The sequence below is a fragment of the Hafnia alvei genome, assembly GCF_900095695.1.
Lineage (GTDB): Bacteria > Pseudomonadota > Gammaproteobacteria > Enterobacterales > Enterobacteriaceae > Hafnia > Hafnia alvei_B.
In genome coordinates this window covers 1-16,523 of record NZ_FMIQ01000051.1, presented here as the reverse complement: position 1 = coordinate 16,523, position 16,523 = coordinate 1, and the positions used below count along the sequence as shown (strand labels likewise).

The 16,523-nt window shown below is 50.2% G+C and carries 10 protein-coding genes; 8 read left to right on the top strand and 2 right to left on the bottom strand.

Annotation, left to right across the window (positions count from 1 at the left end):
* Positions 1-4: 4 nt before the first annotated feature.
* The 7 genes from cecR (at position 5) to rcsB (ending at position 9,223) form a co-directional block, all read left to right on the top strand.
* The gene (gene cecR / locus BN1044_RS13270; RefSeq protein WP_072309109.1) at positions 5-736 is read left to right on the top strand and encodes a CerR family C-terminal domain-containing protein; all 732 of its coding nucleotides are present in this window, start codon (positions 5-7) and stop codon (positions 734-736) included.
* A complete protein-coding gene (hlyD, locus tag BN1044_RS13265) occupies positions 729-1,727 on the top strand; it encodes a secretion protein HlyD (RefSeq protein ID WP_072309108.1) in 999 nt (332 codons plus the stop codon). Before cecR ends, hlyD begins: the two co-directional genes overlap by 8 nt.
* Before the next feature lie 8 nt (positions 1,728-1,735).
* A complete protein-coding gene (locus tag BN1044_RS13260) occupies positions 1,736-3,475 on the top strand; it encodes an ATP-binding cassette domain-containing protein (protein WP_139130948.1) in 1,740 nt (579 codons plus the stop codon).
* Complete coding sequence (locus BN1044_RS13255) at positions 3,472-4,617, top strand: ABC transporter permease (protein WP_072309106.1); 1,146 nt, start codon at positions 3,472-3,474, stop codon at positions 4,615-4,617. The genes BN1044_RS13260 and BN1044_RS13255 overlap by 4 nt, the downstream gene beginning before the upstream one ends.
* A 9-nt stretch (positions 4,618-4,626) precedes the next feature.
* Entirely contained in the window at positions 4,627-5,751 is a 1,125-nt protein-coding gene (locus tag BN1044_RS13250) for an ABC transporter permease (protein WP_072309105.1), read from the top strand.
* A gap of 123 nt (positions 5,752-5,874) precedes the next feature.
* Complete coding sequence (gene rcsD, locus BN1044_RS13245; protein WP_072309104.1) at positions 5,875-8,580, top strand: phosphotransferase RcsD; 2,706 nt, start codon at positions 5,875-5,877, stop codon at positions 8,578-8,580.
* The gene (gene rcsB / locus BN1044_RS13240; protein WP_025798039.1) at positions 8,573-9,223 is read left to right on the top strand and encodes a response regulator transcription factor RcsB; all 651 of its coding nucleotides are present in this window, start codon (positions 8,573-8,575) and stop codon (positions 9,221-9,223) included. The genes rcsD and rcsB overlap by 8 nt, the downstream gene beginning before the upstream one ends.
* Positions 9,224-9,811: 588 nt before the next feature.
* Here the strand turns inward: rcsB and rcsC are convergent.
* Both rcsC and gyrA read right to left on the bottom strand, forming a co-directional pair.
* Positions 9,812-12,676, bottom strand: a complete 2,865-nt coding sequence (rcsC, locus tag BN1044_RS13225; protein WP_072309103.1) for a two-component system sensor histidine kinase RcsC — start codon at positions 12,674-12,676, stop codon at positions 9,812-9,814.
* Between the two features lie 133 nt (positions 12,677-12,809).
* Positions 12,810-15,470, bottom strand: a complete 2,661-nt coding sequence (gene gyrA, locus BN1044_RS13220; RefSeq protein ID WP_072309102.1) for a DNA topoisomerase (ATP-hydrolyzing) subunit A — start codon at positions 15,468-15,470, stop codon at positions 12,810-12,812.
* Between the two features lie 288 nt (positions 15,471-15,758).
* On the opposite strand from gyrA, the gene ubiG reads away from it, so the two are divergent.
* Positions 15,759-16,469 carry a bifunctional 2-polyprenyl-6-hydroxyphenol methylase/3-demethylubiquinol 3-O-methyltransferase UbiG gene (gene ubiG, locus BN1044_RS13215; protein WP_072309101.1) on the top strand — a complete coding sequence of 237 codons (711 nt, stop codon included), beginning with the start codon at positions 15,759-15,761 and terminating at the stop codon, positions 16,467-16,469.
* Positions 16,470-16,523 lie beyond the last annotated feature (54 nt).

The window sequence follows — 16,523 nt, the reverse complement described above, 5'->3', positions numbered from 1 at the left end:
TGAAATGAAACCATCGACAAAGCCATCAGATTCGCCGATGACTTCTCGCGGCGAACAGGCAAAGCAAGCACTGATAGACTCCGCCGTTGCCTTGTTTGGTGAACGGGGCTTGGAAGGCGCAACGACGCGCGATATCGCTTTAAAAGCGGGGCAAAACATTGCCGCGATTACCTACTATTTTCAGTCCAAAGAGGGGCTTTATCTCGCCGTTGCTCGTTGGATCAGCGACTTTATCCGTCAGGCTTTTGCCCCCCTACAGCAAGAGTGTTCATTATTTCTTTTGCAGAAAGACCCCAAACCTGATGCGTATTTAGCTTTCATTCATCGAGGGCTTGCTATCTTCTGCCACCTGATGACACAGCCAGAAACGCTGCACCTCAGCCAAATTATGTCACGTGAACAGCTGGCGCCCACGGCCGCCTATCCGCTGATTCACCAACAGTGCATCGCGCCACTGCATCGTCTCATGACACAGTTGGTTGCGGGTTACAGTGGACTCCCTGCGGATAGCGCAGTGACAACGCTGCATACCCACGCCCTGTTAGGCGAAGTGCTGGCTTTTCGTATGGCACGTGAAACGATCCGCATTCAGGCTGGATGGGAGTCAATCGGCCCCGAACAGGCCGACCTGATTAACCAAGTTTTACAACAACATATTGATTTACTTCTGAACGGATTGCGTATGACTTATTCGTCAACGGCGCAATCGACTACGGATGGGATGAGTGATGAATAACAAAAAACTCGTTGGAATCGTTGCTGTTTTAGTGATTATCGCGTTGGCGATTGGCAGCATTTATTACTACCGCAGCCAAGAAGAACGGGGTTTAACGCTGTACGGCAACGTTGATATTCGTACCGTTAACCTTGGTTTTCGGGTAAGTGGTCGCTTAGCTTCACTGGCCGTAGATGAAGGCGACGCCGTCGCCCCTGGCGCGCTATTAGGAAAGCTCGATGACGCCCCGTTCATCAACTCGCTTAATGAAGCCAAGGCCAATGTGGCCGCCGCTCAGGCTCAGCTGGATTTGCTGCTAGCAGGATATCGTTCAGAAGAAATTGCCCAAGCACGCGCTGCCGTGGCGCAACAACAGGCAGCGTTCAGCTATGCCGACAGCTACTTAAAGCGTCAGCAAGGCCTATGGGCCAGTAAAGCCACGTCTGCCAATGATTTAGAAGATGCTAAAACCGCACGTAATCAGGCCTTAGCCAATTTGCAGGCCGCCAAAGATAAACTGTCGCAGTACGAAACCGGCAATCGCCCACAGGAAATCGAACAGGCGCAGGCCGCTTTAGCCCAGGCACAGGCGGCAGCCGATCAGGCCGAACTGAACCTAAAAGACACCCAACTCTTTGCACCTTCCACCGGTACCGTTCTCACTCGCGCCGTTGAACCCGGCACCATGCTGGCCTCTGGCAGCACCGTATTTAGCGTTTCACTCACCCGTCCAGTATGGATCCGCGCCTATGTGAGCGAAGAAAATCTGAACCGTGCGATACCGGGAGCCGAGATTGAAATCTACACCGATGGCCGCCCAGATAAGCCTTACCACGGCAAAATCGGCTTTGTTTCGCCAACCGCAGAATTCACACCGAAAAGCGTCGAAACGCCGGAATTACGTACCGCGCTGGTCTATCGTCTGCGCGTCATTGTCACCGACGCCGATGACAGCTTGCGTCAGGGCATGCCAGTGACCTTACGTTTTAACGATAACGGAACAAAACGCTAAGGGATGTGATGATGAGTGCGCAACATGAAATCGTGCTCGACGGCGTAGAAAAACGTTTTGCGGGCATGGATCAACCGGCGGTCGCGAGTCTTTCCACGCGCATTGCCAGCGGCGCAGTAATGGGGCTGGTTGGCCCCGACGGCGCAGGTAAAACCACGCTGATCCGCATGCTGGCCGGTCTGCTAAAACCCAGCGCCGGCACAGTGAGCGTCGTGGGTTTAGACCCGCTCACGCAGGACAGCGAATTACACGCCATTTTGGGCTATATGCCGCAGAAATTTGGCCTGTATGAAGACCTCACCGTTATCGAAAACCTAACTCTGTATGCAGATTTACGCGGCGTCATCGGTGAGGAGCGGCGAAAAACCTTCGAGCGCCTGCTTAAATTTACTGATTTAACCCGTTTTACCGAGCGCTTGGCGGGTAAGCTGTCAGGCGGCATGAAGCAAAAGCTAGGATTAGCCTGTACGCTGGTCGGCGAGCCTAAGGTTTTATTGCTTGATGAGCCGGGCGTCGGCGTCGACCCTATTTCTCGGCGCGAGCTTTGGCGCATGGTGCATGAGCTGGCCGATGAAGGGATGCTGATCCTCTGGAGCACTTCCTATCTCGATGAGGCCGAACAGTGCCGTGAGGTTCTGCTGATGAACGAAGGCCAGCTGCTCTACAGCGGCGCGCCGCAGCAGCTTACCCAACGTATGGCCGGGCGCACCATTTTGCTGCGGGCTAAAAATATCTCACATCGAAAATTACTTCAGCGCGCCATCTGCTTGCCCTCGGTCAGCGACGGCGTGATCCAAGGCAAATACCTGCGTCTTATCCTGAAGGATAACGTCGATCACCACGCATTATTAAATGACTTAGACCAGCCTGACGCCGAACTGCTGGAAGCTGAACCGCGCTTTGAAGATGCCTTTATCGATCTGTTAGGCGGCGGACCAGATCATGAATCTGAACTGGCAAAAATAATGCCGCAGGTGAAAGTTGATCCCAGCGAAACCGTGATTGAAGCCCAGCAGCTCACCAAAAAATTTGGTGATTTCGCCGCCACCGATCACGTTGATTTTCAAGTTAAACGCGGCGAAATTTTTGGTTTACTGGGGCCAAACGGCGCGGGTAAATCCACCACCTTTAAAATGATGTGCGCCCTTCTCAAACCCACCAGCGGTAAAGCGCTGGTGTTGGGTATGGATCTGAAAACAGATTCAGGCCGGGCGCGCCAGCATCTGGGCTATATGGCGCAAAAATTCTCGCTGTATGGCAACCTTACGGTGGCGCAGAACCTGAAGTTTTTCTCCGGCGTTTACGGGCTGAAGGGGAAACAGCAAAAGGAAAAAATTGCTGGCATGGTCAACGCGTTTAACTTCACTCCCATTTTGAATCAGACCCCGGACTCTCTGCCACTCGGTTTTAAGCAGCGGCTGGCGCTGGCCTGTTCACTGATGCATGAGCCCGACATTCTGTTTTTGGATGAGCCCACCTCAGGCGTCGATCCTCTCACCCGCCGAGAGTTTTGGCTGCACATCAACGGTATGGTTGATAAAGGCGTGACGGTGATGGTGACGACACACTTTATGGATGAAGCGGAATATTGCGATCGCATCGGGTTAGTCTATCGCGGCAAAATCATTGCTGCCGGTTCTCCCGATCAGCTCAAACACAGCGTCGCCAGCGATGACAATCCCAATCCAACCATGGAACAGGCTTTCATTGAACTGGTTCAGGGCTACGACAAGGAGCAGACGGCATGAGTGAAAGCGTCAACAGTATTCACTTTTCATGGCGGCGATTGCGCGCGCTGTGCCGCAAAGAAACGGCTCAGATCCTGCGCGATCCCAGCAGCGCGCTGATTGCGGTGGTGATCCCATTGCTATTGCTGTTTATTTTTGGCTATGGCATCAACCTCGACTCCAGCAAACTGCACGTGGGTATTTTGATGGAGCAGCAGTCAGAAGACGCCCGCGATCTGACCAATACATTTCTTGGCTCACCTTTTATCGCAGCCACGGTCAGCGACAATCGACAGGCGCTGATTAAGCAAATGCAGGCGGGTAAAATTCGTGGGCTAATCGTCATCCCCGTTGATTTCTCTGAACAACTGGCGCGTCCGCAGGGAAAATCCCCTATTCAGGTGATTACCGACGGCAGTGAGCCAAATACGGCAAACTTTGTGCAAGGCTACGCGGAAGGCATTTGGCAGATATGGTTGCAGCAGCGCGCCGTTGATAACGGTGGAGAATTCAAGCCGCTTATCGACGTTCAGCTACGCTATTGGTTTAACCCTGCCGCTATCAGCCAGCACTTTATTATTCCTGGAGCGATAACCATTATTATGACGGTTATCGGCGCCATCCTGACATCGCTGGTCATTGCCCGCGAGTGGGAACGCGGCACCATGGAAGCACTGCTGTCTACGCAGGTAACACGTACCGAATTACTGCTGTCAAAACTGCTGCCTTATTATGTACTGGGCCTGCTGGCCATGACGCTGTGCATGGCGGTTGCCGTCTTTGTGATGGGGGTTCCTTACCGAGGATCGCTGCTGATTTTATTCGTGATGACCACGCTGTTTCTTGCCAGCACACTCGGGATGGGGCTGCTTATTTCCACGATTACTCGTAATCAGTTCAATGCCGCAATGGTGGCACTCAACGCGGGTTTTCTGCCTGCCGTTATGCTTTCTGGCTTCATTTTTGAAATTGACAGTATGCCCGCCATTGTTCAGGCCGTGACCTATGTGATCCCCGCCCGCTACTTTGTCAGCACCTTACAAACCCTATTTTTGGCCGGTAATATCGGCAGCGTGCTGATGGTTAACCTGCTGTTTTTAATTATTTCTGCCGTAGTCTTTATCGGACTTACCGCGTGGAAAACCAAGCGCCGACTGGATTGAGGATTTTTCATGTTCTATAGGCTGTGGACATTAATCATTAAAGAACTTCAATCGCTGCTGCGCGATCCACAAACACGCGCCATTTTGATCATGCCGGTCATTTTGCAGGTGGTGCTGTTTCCTTTTGCCGCAACGTTGGATGTCACCAACGCCAGCATCGCGATCTATAGCGAGGATACCGGCCAGTCGTCGGTAGAACTCACCCAGCGTTTTGCCAAAGCCGAAGCCTTTAGCAACGTGCTGCTCCTGCACAGCCCACAGGAGATCGCTCCAACCATTGATAACCGTAAAGCGCTGCTGCTGATCCGCTTCCCCGCCAATTTTTCGCGCGATATTTTGTCAGGCCATCAGGCACCGTTACAGATAATCTTGGATGGCCGTAGCTCCAACAGTGCACAAATCGCGGCAAACTATGTTCAGCAGATCGTCCGTGACTATCAACAAGAACTTGTCAGCGGACAGCCTGTATCCACTCACGATCTGGCCCAGAGAAACTCCGAGCTCGTCATACGCAACTGGTACAACCCAAATCTTGATTACAAATGGTTTGTGGTGCCGTCGCTGATTGCCATGATCACCACCATCGGCGTGTTAATCGTAACGTCGCTGTCGGTGGCACGCGAGCGCGAGCAGGGAACGCTGGAGCAGCTGTTGGTTTCACCGCTGAATACTTGGCAAATATTCGTTGGGAAGGCGATTCCCGCCCTGATTGTCGCTACGTTTCAGGCCTCAGTGGTGTTGCTGATCGGGATTTTTGCCTACCAAATTCCGTTTGCCGGATCTCTTTTGCTGTTTTACTTCACTATGCTGGTCTACGGGCTTTCGTTAGTGGGGTTTGGTCTGCTGATCTCTTCGCTGTGCTCAACGCAACAGCAGGCATTCATTGGCGTGTTTGTGTTTATGATGCCCGCGATTTTGCTGTCCGGTTATGTATCGCCGGTAGAAAATATGCCGGTTTGGCTGCAAAATCTCACATGGATAAATCCAGTTCGGCACTTCACCGATATCACCAAAGAGCTTTATTTGAAGGACGTGAGCTTCGATATTATCTGGCATAGCCTGTGGCCACTGCTGGTGATTACCTTAACCACCGGCAGCGCCGCCTACGCAATGTTTAGACGTAAGATTGCATAGCGAACACTTAGACAACGCATAAGCAGCTTCAAGTATGAAGGGGATAAGGACTCTTGCTATACTGCGGCATAGTCTTTGCCGCAGACGCAATGTCATCATCTTAGATAGGGTTAGATCAGCATCATGTTAAGTCCGAAGGAATCATCCAATAGTGCCGATGCCTCTCTCTCTGGGATCACGCGCAGCTATATGCTGTTTATTTTCCTGCTGGTGCTGGCTAATTTGCTGTATGGCTATAACTATGTGAATGCCTATATCAACAGCAAGCAAACCATGTTGGCGACGGTTGCCGATCAGTTGCAAAAGCGTATCGAGACCTACCGTTTTGTGACCTATCAGGTGTATGACAACCTTTCGGCTTCTAATTCTGTGCAACTGCCCTCTCCGGTCAATGAGATTCGGTTACGCCCTGATATTTATCTATTGGAAAAGAGCCGCCATAAAACCGACGCCTTGATTTTTGGTCAGCATGACGCTAGCACCAGCGATTTAGCGCTGCGCATGTCAAACTATCTCGATATTTTGTGGGGCGCGGAAACTGACACCTATTCCATGTATTACCTGAACGGGCAGGATAACAGCCTGATCTTGGTCTCGACGATGCCGATGAAAGATCTGTCTGCACGTTATAAAGAGGGATATTTGGGTAACGTGGTCGAGTCTCGGAAAACCGAAATGCTGCAACAGTCTAACTCATTAGACGAACGCGAAGGTTTCTCGGGATTGCGTAAATTCCGTTTCCTGAACTCCTACTATTTCACGTTGCGCACCACCTTTAATAACCCTGGGCATTTAGCTACCGTCGTCGCTTTCGATCTACCTATTGGCGATATTTTACCGCGTGATTTGCCGGTTCAACGATTCCTGATCACGGAAAATCCTGAATCACCGTCAGAATTAATGTCGCGTGAAGAACTGCCAGAGGCTTTCTCGACGCTAAGATGGCCGTGGTTAACGATCAGCGCCCCGCTGTATAACACACCGCTGAAGATCGATTTCAATATTCCGATGACAACGCTCACCGTGGATATGCTGAGGAATAATTTCTGGCTAGTGCTGATTAATTTATTGGTGTTGGTGCTGTCATTCACCGGCTTTTATTTCGTGCGCCACCAATATATTCGTCCGGGAAAACGCATGGCTGCCCAGCTTAGCGCCCAGCAGGAAATGAATCAGGAAATTATTACCCATTTACCGATTGGCCTGCTGATTTATCGTTTTGACACCGATACCGTGGTTGCCAGCAACAAAATTGCCGATCACCTGTTGCCTCACCTTAGCCTGAGCAAAATTGCCAGCATGGCTCAAGAACATCAGGGCAGAATTCAGGCAACGGTCAACAATGAAATGTATGAAATCCAGATGGTGCGCAGCCAGCAGAATATTAAATCTGCCCTGTTCTTAATGCGCGATCTGGATAAAGAAATGATGGTCAGCAAAAAACTAAAACAGGCGCAGAGCGAATATGAGAAAAATCTGACCGCCCGTAAAATCATGACCACTAATTTAAGCCGCGAGCTTAATGCGCCGATGAGTAATATTCAGCAATTAGTTGCTGATATTCAAAATAATAAAAATGATCCACGCCTGTTGGATTTACTGTGGGGCGAAACACGCCATGCGCAGGCTCTGATTGATGAAATTACGCTGCTGACCGAAATTGAGAATCGGGACTGGCGTCCGATGACCGAAACATTCAACCTCAACAAACGCATCGATGAGTTGCTAAAGCGTAGTTTACCCGAGCTGCGTCGCAAGGGGCTAACGCTAATCAACCACACGGATATTGATCCAGATAAAGAGTTTATCGGTGATATTCGTTCGCTGGAACAAGTGCTTTCCATGCTGCTGCACTATTCCATCATTACCACGGTGTATGGAAAAATCACCCTGAAGGTGACGCAGAAACCGGAGTCTCCTGACCACATTTGCTTTGAGCTCAGCGATACCGGAACCGGCGTATCCAATAAAGAGATCAATGGATTACGCTTTCCAAACCTCGGTGAGCCGCAAAGCGATCGCTTCGCTAGAGGGTCAGGAATGACCTACTATCTTTGCGCCCAGCTGTGTAAACGCATGAGCGGCAGATTGGATATCCAAAGCAAAGACGATATCGGAACGCGTTACAGCTTTAGCTGCATCATGCATCCCGTTGAGCATCCAGAAGAAGAGTCGGAAAAGCTGCTCGATGGGATCACCGCCTATCTGCAAATCACCTCCGATGAAATTCGTAGCCTGATCACGCATAAACTGGCTGCTTTTGGGGCCGCATCCATCATTGCCGACGGCCGCGATGCCAACGAAGAATATGATATTACGCTCACCGATGCGCCTGAAAGTGCGGAAGATTACACCCTGCTGTTAGTCTCCGATATTGACGGCTTTGAAGAGTACGCGCCGCATCGCATTAAGGCTAACTTTAACCTCACCGAGCCGCTCATTGACGCCATTTTGCTGTTGATTGAGCAACAGATTGCGGTCACAGAATCGCCAATCGATGCGGAATATGCTGAAAATGCAGATCCTTCATCTGATAGCTCTCCTTTTAAATCAAAGGATTACTTTTCTCTGTTTGTGGAAACAGTACCGGAAGATGTACAGAAACTGTATACTGAAGCTGAACGGAGTGATTTATCCCCGCTTTCTCTGACTGCGCACCGACTTAAAGGTGTTTTTGCCATGCTTAATATTCCCACCGGCAAAACTCTATGTGAACAGTTAGAACTCGCCATTAAAGAAAGCGATGTAACAAATATAAAGATTTTGATCAGTCAGATTGATACTTTTGTCAGCCGACTGCTTCTACTAGGTAGCCAACAACATGAATAACCTAAATGTAATTATTGCTGATGACCATCCAATTGTCCTATTCGGTATTCGGAAGTCACTTGAACAAATCGAATGGGTTAACGTTGTCGGGGAATTTGAAGACTCAACGGCATTAATCAATAGCTTATCTAAGCTGGATGCGAATGTACTGATCACCGATCTTTCCATGCCGGGCGACAAATACGGCGATGGCATTACCTTGATTAAATATATCAAGCGCCACTATCCGCACCTGTCCATTATTGTTCTCACCATGAACAATAACCCTGCAATTTTAAGTGCGGTTCTGGAATTGGATATTGAAGGGATTGTTCTTAAGCAAGGCGCGCCAGCTGATTTACCAAAAGCTCTGGCTGCATTGCAGAAAGGCAAGAAATTCACCCCAGAAAGCGTGTCCAAACTGCTGGAAAAAATTAGCGCGAGTGGCTATGGCGACAAACGCTTGTCACCCAAAGAAAGCGAAGTATTGCGCTTATTTGCCGAAGGTTTCTTGGTAACAGAAATCGCCAAAAAGCTAAACCGCAGCATTAAAACTATCAGTAGCCAGAAGAAATCAGCCATGCTGAAACTGGGCGTCGATAACGATATTGCGCTGCTGAACTATCTTTCTTCCGTCAATATTATGTCGGTGGATAAAGACTAAGTTTAGACCGAGTCTCAATATGGCATTATGCCGGAACGGTGCAAGGTTTCGTTCGCCAATCAGAATCTGCATTCCATGAAACTACTGGCGTAGGCGACCGATAAGGGTGGATCAGAGCGTCCACCCTTAACCCGCGCTCTTTTATCCGAGATGCAATCTCCGCTACGGTTTGGTATCGCCCATCCAGGGCGCCCCAAACTCCGTCACGACATCCCTGTCGCGCCGGCTCTCCCTACCAAGACTTAAACTCAGGCCAAATTTTCTCTTTGGGTGTTGGCCTTTTCCGGCACGTTGTTCTTCAGCCGAATAGAGGAATGTAGGCTAGGATTCGCCGACAGGGACGTCGGCGAAAGAACGGAGGAGCCAGGATGGCGATTGCCGTTCGTTCCGTTAAAGCCGGAATGACGACATTCGGGTACCTGCGAAGCAGGCTGAAGGACGGTGCCACGCTGGGGTGTCGGGGGGCAGCGACAGGCCCCCCGACTCGGACGCATGCGCGATGCATATGCAGATTTCGGTGCTTTAGGCGTACGAAATATTACAGCGGCACCTATAAACCTAGGCTGACAGAAACCTTATACCTCTCCATTAATCACTTTTTAGCCTTCCCTTCCTCACCACCTCAGCAAAATGATACAGTGATTTTTGTAACTCTTCTAGCGTCACCGGCTTCGACAAACAGCTATCCATCCCGACCTGAATACAGCGTTCCCGCTCTTCCGCCAACGCATTCGCCGTTACGCCGATAATTGGCGCGGTGCGGCCTTGCTGGCGCAGACGCGCAGTGAGTTGGTAACCGTCCATGTTTGGCATGTTAACGTCGGTAAGCACGATATCGGCCAGCTGTTTCGCCAGTGCGCCTAATGCATCCAAACCATCGCTCGCCGTTGAGACCGACTGGTATCCCAATGAAATCAGCTGATCGGCCAGTAAACGACGGTTGATCGGATGATCGTCGACGATCAGGATATGCACATCGCTGTAATCTTTGACTTCAATAGGGACATTATCTTCAGAAAGATCGGGGAGTAATGCCGTGTCTTCTGGCACAAAGATGCGACGTAGAATACTCAGCAACTCCAGCGGAGCCGCCGTGCTGAGCACCCATGAGCCATCTTCGTTACGCTTAGCGTGGCCTATATATTCTGCGGATAGGCGTATATGCGTCTTAACCGGCGTGTTCAGGGTAATATCATGATCTGAAATCAAAATCCCCTGCTCGTCGCAGCGTTCGCTGGCGCTGCACAGGCGAACATCTGCACCCGCCATCGTCAGGAGTTTCAGTAGATAACCTTCCAGACGCGCGTTGTGGATCTCAAGCCAAACGGCTTTTTGGGCTAATGCTGTAATTTCAGGCGCTGATTCCACGGCCTGATACATCGGAATACGTACGGTAAATATGCTGCCCATTCCCGGCTCCGATTCCACGGCAATATCGCCATCCATCAGGCTGACCAATTTTTCACAAATGGCCAGACCCAGACCTGTTCCTTGGAAATGGCGCTGCACACCGGTTCCTACTTGGAAGAATGGATCGAACAGCTTCATCACATCGCGGAACGGAATGCCTAGACCGGTATCACGTACGCGGAATTCGAGATAGAAATCCTGTACCCGCACCTGAAGAATAATGCAGCCCGTATCGGTAAATTTGATCGCGTTGCTTAATAAATTCGACAGTACCTGCTGAATACGCATGATATCGCCAGCCACGGAATCCGGTACTTCAGGCTCAATAAAGCAGTACATCGCTAAACGCTTGCGCACCACCAGCGGCAAATAGTTGCCGATAATATGCGGGATCACCTTACGCGGCTCAAAGATCCCCGGCTCTATTTTGAGCTGTTCGGATTCTATCTTGGAGAAATCGAGAATATCGCTGATGATTTTAAGCAGCAGACCAGAAGAGTTGCTCATTGCCGCGAGCAGGCGCTGAGTCTCCTCCGGCAGCGACTTAGTTTGTAGCAGGTCGAGATTGCCAATGATGCCATACAGCGGCGTTCTCAGCTCATGGCTTACCGTTGCCAAGAACATTGATTTCGACTGGCTGGCCTGTTCGGCGGCATTCGCTAACTCTTGTAATGATTCTTCAATTTTAACGCGCGCGCTTACGTCAATCATGACGCAAATCGCCACATCCTCATTGCGATAGCGGGAGTGAACAAAGCTAATTTGCAGATTTTGGTTCTGACTGGTAATAACGTCGACCACGCTACTCGGCTGTTCACAGATAATACGCGTGATCCGATGGCGGTCTTCAGAGGTGAACAGGCTAATATAATTATGCGCCAATTCATTGCTCAGAATATTGCTACCGTCTTTAATCCGCAGAATACAGATGCCAACTGGCGCAGATGCGACAATTTTACGGTTAAATTGCTCATGTTCTTCCAGACGAAACGCATTATTTTCTGCCGGAGAAAACATTTTGCGCTCAAATAACCACGTCAGCACAATGAGAATAAGTGCACTGATTAAGTTTAGGATCACCGCATTAATCAGCAGTAGATTAAACCGCTCGAGCAATACGCTGGTTGGCAATGAATAGACAATGCTTAACCCTGACGGGCTCAGTTTCTTTTTCAGCAACAGGGTGTCATAGCCGCTGTTATAGCCAAAATAGTTATCATCGTTTGGAATACCTGAAAGAGCCGGCTGTTCCCCGCCATTTTCGGTATAGGTCATTAATACGTCATTATTTTCATTCAACAATGTGACGCCTACCGGCAGCGTTGAAGGATTCGTGAAATCCTCCAAGCGAATATTTTGCTCGGTGCCTAGCAGCGCTTCCAGTTTGTTGGCGATGTAAACCGGCGTAATAACATAAAGCGCGCCCACGTCATTTTGGGTTCCGGGGATCACCCAGAACAGCGTATGTTCTTTCTCTTTATTATTGCTGTTTTGGAACATCAAAATACGCTGATGTAAATTGCGGAACACATTGCTTTGGTCGAGTGGCGTATTGCGAATACCAAAATCAGCCAAGCACAAACTGTCGCCGCCGATAAAGAAGATTCGGTTTAAGTCATACGCCGCAACGAAATTCTCTTTCCAATAGTTGATGAAATTACTAAGCGACTCTAACGAGTTCTGGTAATTATCGCTAAGTAACTGGCAATCAGACTCAGGGAAAATGGGCGTCAGCGGCGGCAGCGTATTCTTTCCACTAAATACGCCGTTGATCATATCTAGCCCAGTCACAGACCAGCTCAGTCGATTTTCTGCGATATAGCGAATATCGCGCATAATGCTTGAGGAGTGCTTGATCATCCCCTGCGCCTGATCAAAATTCAGGTTGAAGTCTTGGCGGATGTCCGACTCTTTCTCATGAAATTCATTGAGAATATAAAACGTGGTCAGCAAAGCGCCCAAGATCCACAGCATCAGCGCCAACGATCGGAATAGATAACGTGAAATTCGCAGCGTTGTTCGGAAAGAGGCTAGATATTTCAAAGGATTACCATAGCAGAAAACGGACTGTTAAACGAAAGGCCTACATGCATGTATCACACTAGTCACTAGAGATAAAAAAAGCCAGTACAAACATCTGCACTGGCTTTTTATCGAGTCAACGAAACGCTAGCAATTAGGCGTTTTCGTCGCCCTCTTCATCATCAGACTCTGACGCATCATCAACACTTTCAGCATCGTCTGCGACATCAGCGATATCGCCGTCAACCGCTGCGGCCTCTTCACCATCAAGGACTTCATCGTCCTCTTCGGGTTCAGCAACACGCTGCAAGCCAACCACATGCTCGTCTTCTGCGGTGCGGATCAGCGTAACACCTTGGGTGTTACGACCAACAACGCTCACCTCAGAAACGCGGGTACGTACTAACGTGCCAGCATCGGTGATCATCATAATCTGATCGCATTCGTCGACCTGAACAGCGCCAACCACGTTACCATTACGCTCGCTGACCTTGATAGAGATAACCCCCTGAGTCGCACGGGACTTGGTTGGGTACTCTGCTACGCCGGTACGCTTACCGTAACCATTTTCGGTCACGGTCAGGATATCGCCTTCGCCACGAGGAATGATCAGTGATACAACGCGGTCTTCACCGTTGAGGTTGATACCGCGTACGCCCGTTGCGGTACGGCCCATAGAACGCACTTGGCTTTCTGGGAAACGCACCACTTTACCGGCCGCAGAGAACAGCATCACTTCGTTGCTGCCATCGGTCAGATCAACGCCAATCAGCTCATCGCCTTCGTTCAGATTCACGGCAATAATGCCCGCGCTGCGAGGACGGCTGAAATCGGTCAGCGCAGTCTTCTTCACGGTACCGCTCGCGGTTGCCATAAAGACGTGACGACCTTCTTCGTATTCGCGCACCGGAAGAATAGCGGTGATACGTTCGTTGGCTTCCAGCGGCAGCAGGTTGATGATCGGACGACCACGCGCACCACGGCTCGCTTCAGGCAACTGATAGACCTTCATCCAATACAAACGACCACGGCTTGAGAAGCACAGAATGGTATCGTGCGTGTTGGCCACCAGCAGGCGGTCAATGAAGTCTTCTTCTTTAATACGTGCTGCGGACTTACCTTTACCACCGCGACGCTGTGCTTCGTAGTCGGTCAGAGGCTGATATTTCACATAGCCCTGATGCGACAAGGTCACAACGACGTCTTCCTGCGAGATCAAATCTTCGATGTTGATATCAGCAGTGTTTTCAGTAATTTCGGTACGACGCGCATCGCCAAACTGATCACGAACCGCAATCAATTCTTCGCGAATCACTTCCATCAAGCGATCTGGGCTTTCCAGAATGAAGATCAGCGCAGCGATCTGTTCTAGCAGATCTTTGTATTCGTCGAGCAGCTTCTCATGCTCAAGGCCGGTCAGTTTCTGCAAACGCAGATCCAAGATCGCCTGAGCCTGCTGTTCAGTCAGATAATAATGACCTTCACGAATACCGAACTCTGGCTCTAACCATTCAGGGCGCGCAGCGTTATCACCGGCACGTTCCAGCATGGCTGCAACGGTGCCCAGCGCCCAGCCACGTGCAACCAGCAGCGCTTTCGCTTCTGCAGGGTTTGGCGCATGACGGATAAGCTCGATGATTGGGTCGATATTCGACAGCGCAATCGCCAAACCTTCCAAGATGTGCGCACGATCGCGCGCTTTACGCAGTTCAAAGATGGTACGACGAGTCACAACTTCGCGGCGGTGGCGCACGAATGCCTGTAGGCAATCTTTCAGCGTCAGCAGTTTAGGCTGTCCCTGATGCAACGCCACCATGTTGATACCAAACGTCACCTGCATTTGCGTCAGTGAGTACAGGTGGTTCAGAACCACTTCGCCCACGGCGTCACGTTTGATTTCAATAACAATACGCATACCGTCTTTATCAGACTCATCGCGCAGGGCGCTGATGCCTTCCAGACGTTTTTCTTTCACCAGCTCGGCAATTTTCTCAATCAGGCGAGCTTTGTTCACCTGATAAGGAATTTCATGCACGATGATGGTTTCACGGCCGGTTTTTTCGTCCGCTTCAACTTCGGCTTTGGCACGGATATACACCTTGCCGCGCCCGGTACGATACGCTTCCTCAATACCACGGCGACCGTTGATGATCGCGGCTGTTGGGAAATCCGGGCCAGGGATATGCTGCATCAGGCCTTCAACCGTAATGTTTTCGTCATCAATATAGGCCAAGCAGCCATTGATCACTTCATTCAGGTTGTGTGGAGGAATATTGGTTGCCATACCTACGGCGATACCGGAAGAACCGTTCACCAGCAGGTTTGGAACTTTGGTTGGCAGCACCGCTGGAATTTGCTCGGTGCCGTCATAGTTAGGCACGAAATCAACGGTCTCTTTTTCCAGATCCGCTAACAGTTCGTGAGCAATTTTGGACATGCGGATTTCGGTATAACGCATTGCTGCGGCGGAGTCGCCATCAACAGAACCGAAGTTACCCTGTCCATCAACCAACATGTAACGCAGCGAGAACGGCTGAGCCATACGAACGATAGTATCGTATACCGCGCTATCACCATGTGGATGGTATTTACCGATAACGTCCCCGACGATACGGGCCGATTTTTTATATGCTTTATTCCAGTCATTGCCCAATACATTCATCGCGAACAGAACGCGACGGTGAACTAGCTTCAGTCCATCACGAACATCCGGCAGCGCACGCCCGACGATAACGGACATGGCGTAATCCAGATACGAGTTTTTCAACTCTTCTTCGATGTTGACCGGCGTAATCTCTCTGGCAAGGTCGCTCATGGAGCTGCTATCCCTCTACTGACTTCTGATGATTCATCTGCTGCCGCTACCCTAACAGACACCCTTGGGTATATTCATCGAATAGATCAAAGCGCATACACGATGACAAAGACCGCGAATTATATCATAAAGCCGGATTTAGTGCGAAACCCTGTGCGCTTTTCAATGCACGGCGGAATTAACCTCATTTCGCCAAGAATCTGTATAATCCACAGCAGTACTTTTCTCAAAAAATTATTTTCCGGTGAATGATTCACGCTGCCAGAAATATCTTAGAAGGAGTGTTCGGTGTCTGAACAAAACGTAGACCATCAGGAAATCGCTAAATTCGAAGCCGTGGCGTCACGCTGGTGGGATCTCGAAGGCGAATTTAAACCACTGCACCGTATTAACCCTCTGCGCCTGAACTATATTCAGCAGCGCGCCGACGGTGTATTTGGTAAGAAAATCCTCGATGTTGGCTGCGGCGGCGGCATTCTGGCTGAAAGCATGGCGCGCGAAGGTGCGGATGTCACTGGATTAGATATGGGCGCGGAGCCCTTACAGGTCGCCCGTTTACATTCACTGGAAACCGGTATCAAAGTCACCTACGTTCAAGAAACCGTTGAACAGCACGCCGACGTTCATGCTGGACTGTACGATATTGTGACCTGCATGGAAATGCTGGAGCATGTTCCCGATCCGCGCTCCGTGGTTCTGGCATGCGCCAAGCTGGTAAAACCCGGCGGACACGTTTTCTTCTCGACCATTAACCGCAATAACAAAGCCTGGCTGATGGCGGTTATTGGCGCTGAATACGTATTAAAGATGGTGCCAAAGGGAACTCACGACGTGAAAAAATTCATCCGCCCTGCTGAGTTAATCGGTTGGATCGACGAAACCCCGCTGCGCGAACGTAATATGACCGGGCTGCACTACAACCTGTTGACGGATAAGTTCAAGCTGGCACCGAACGTGGATGTGAATTATATGGTGCATACGGTTAGGGATTTGGGGTGAGGTTTCGTGCGCCTGTTGTTTATGACACCTTTGTGTAATATTCCGCCCGCCAGC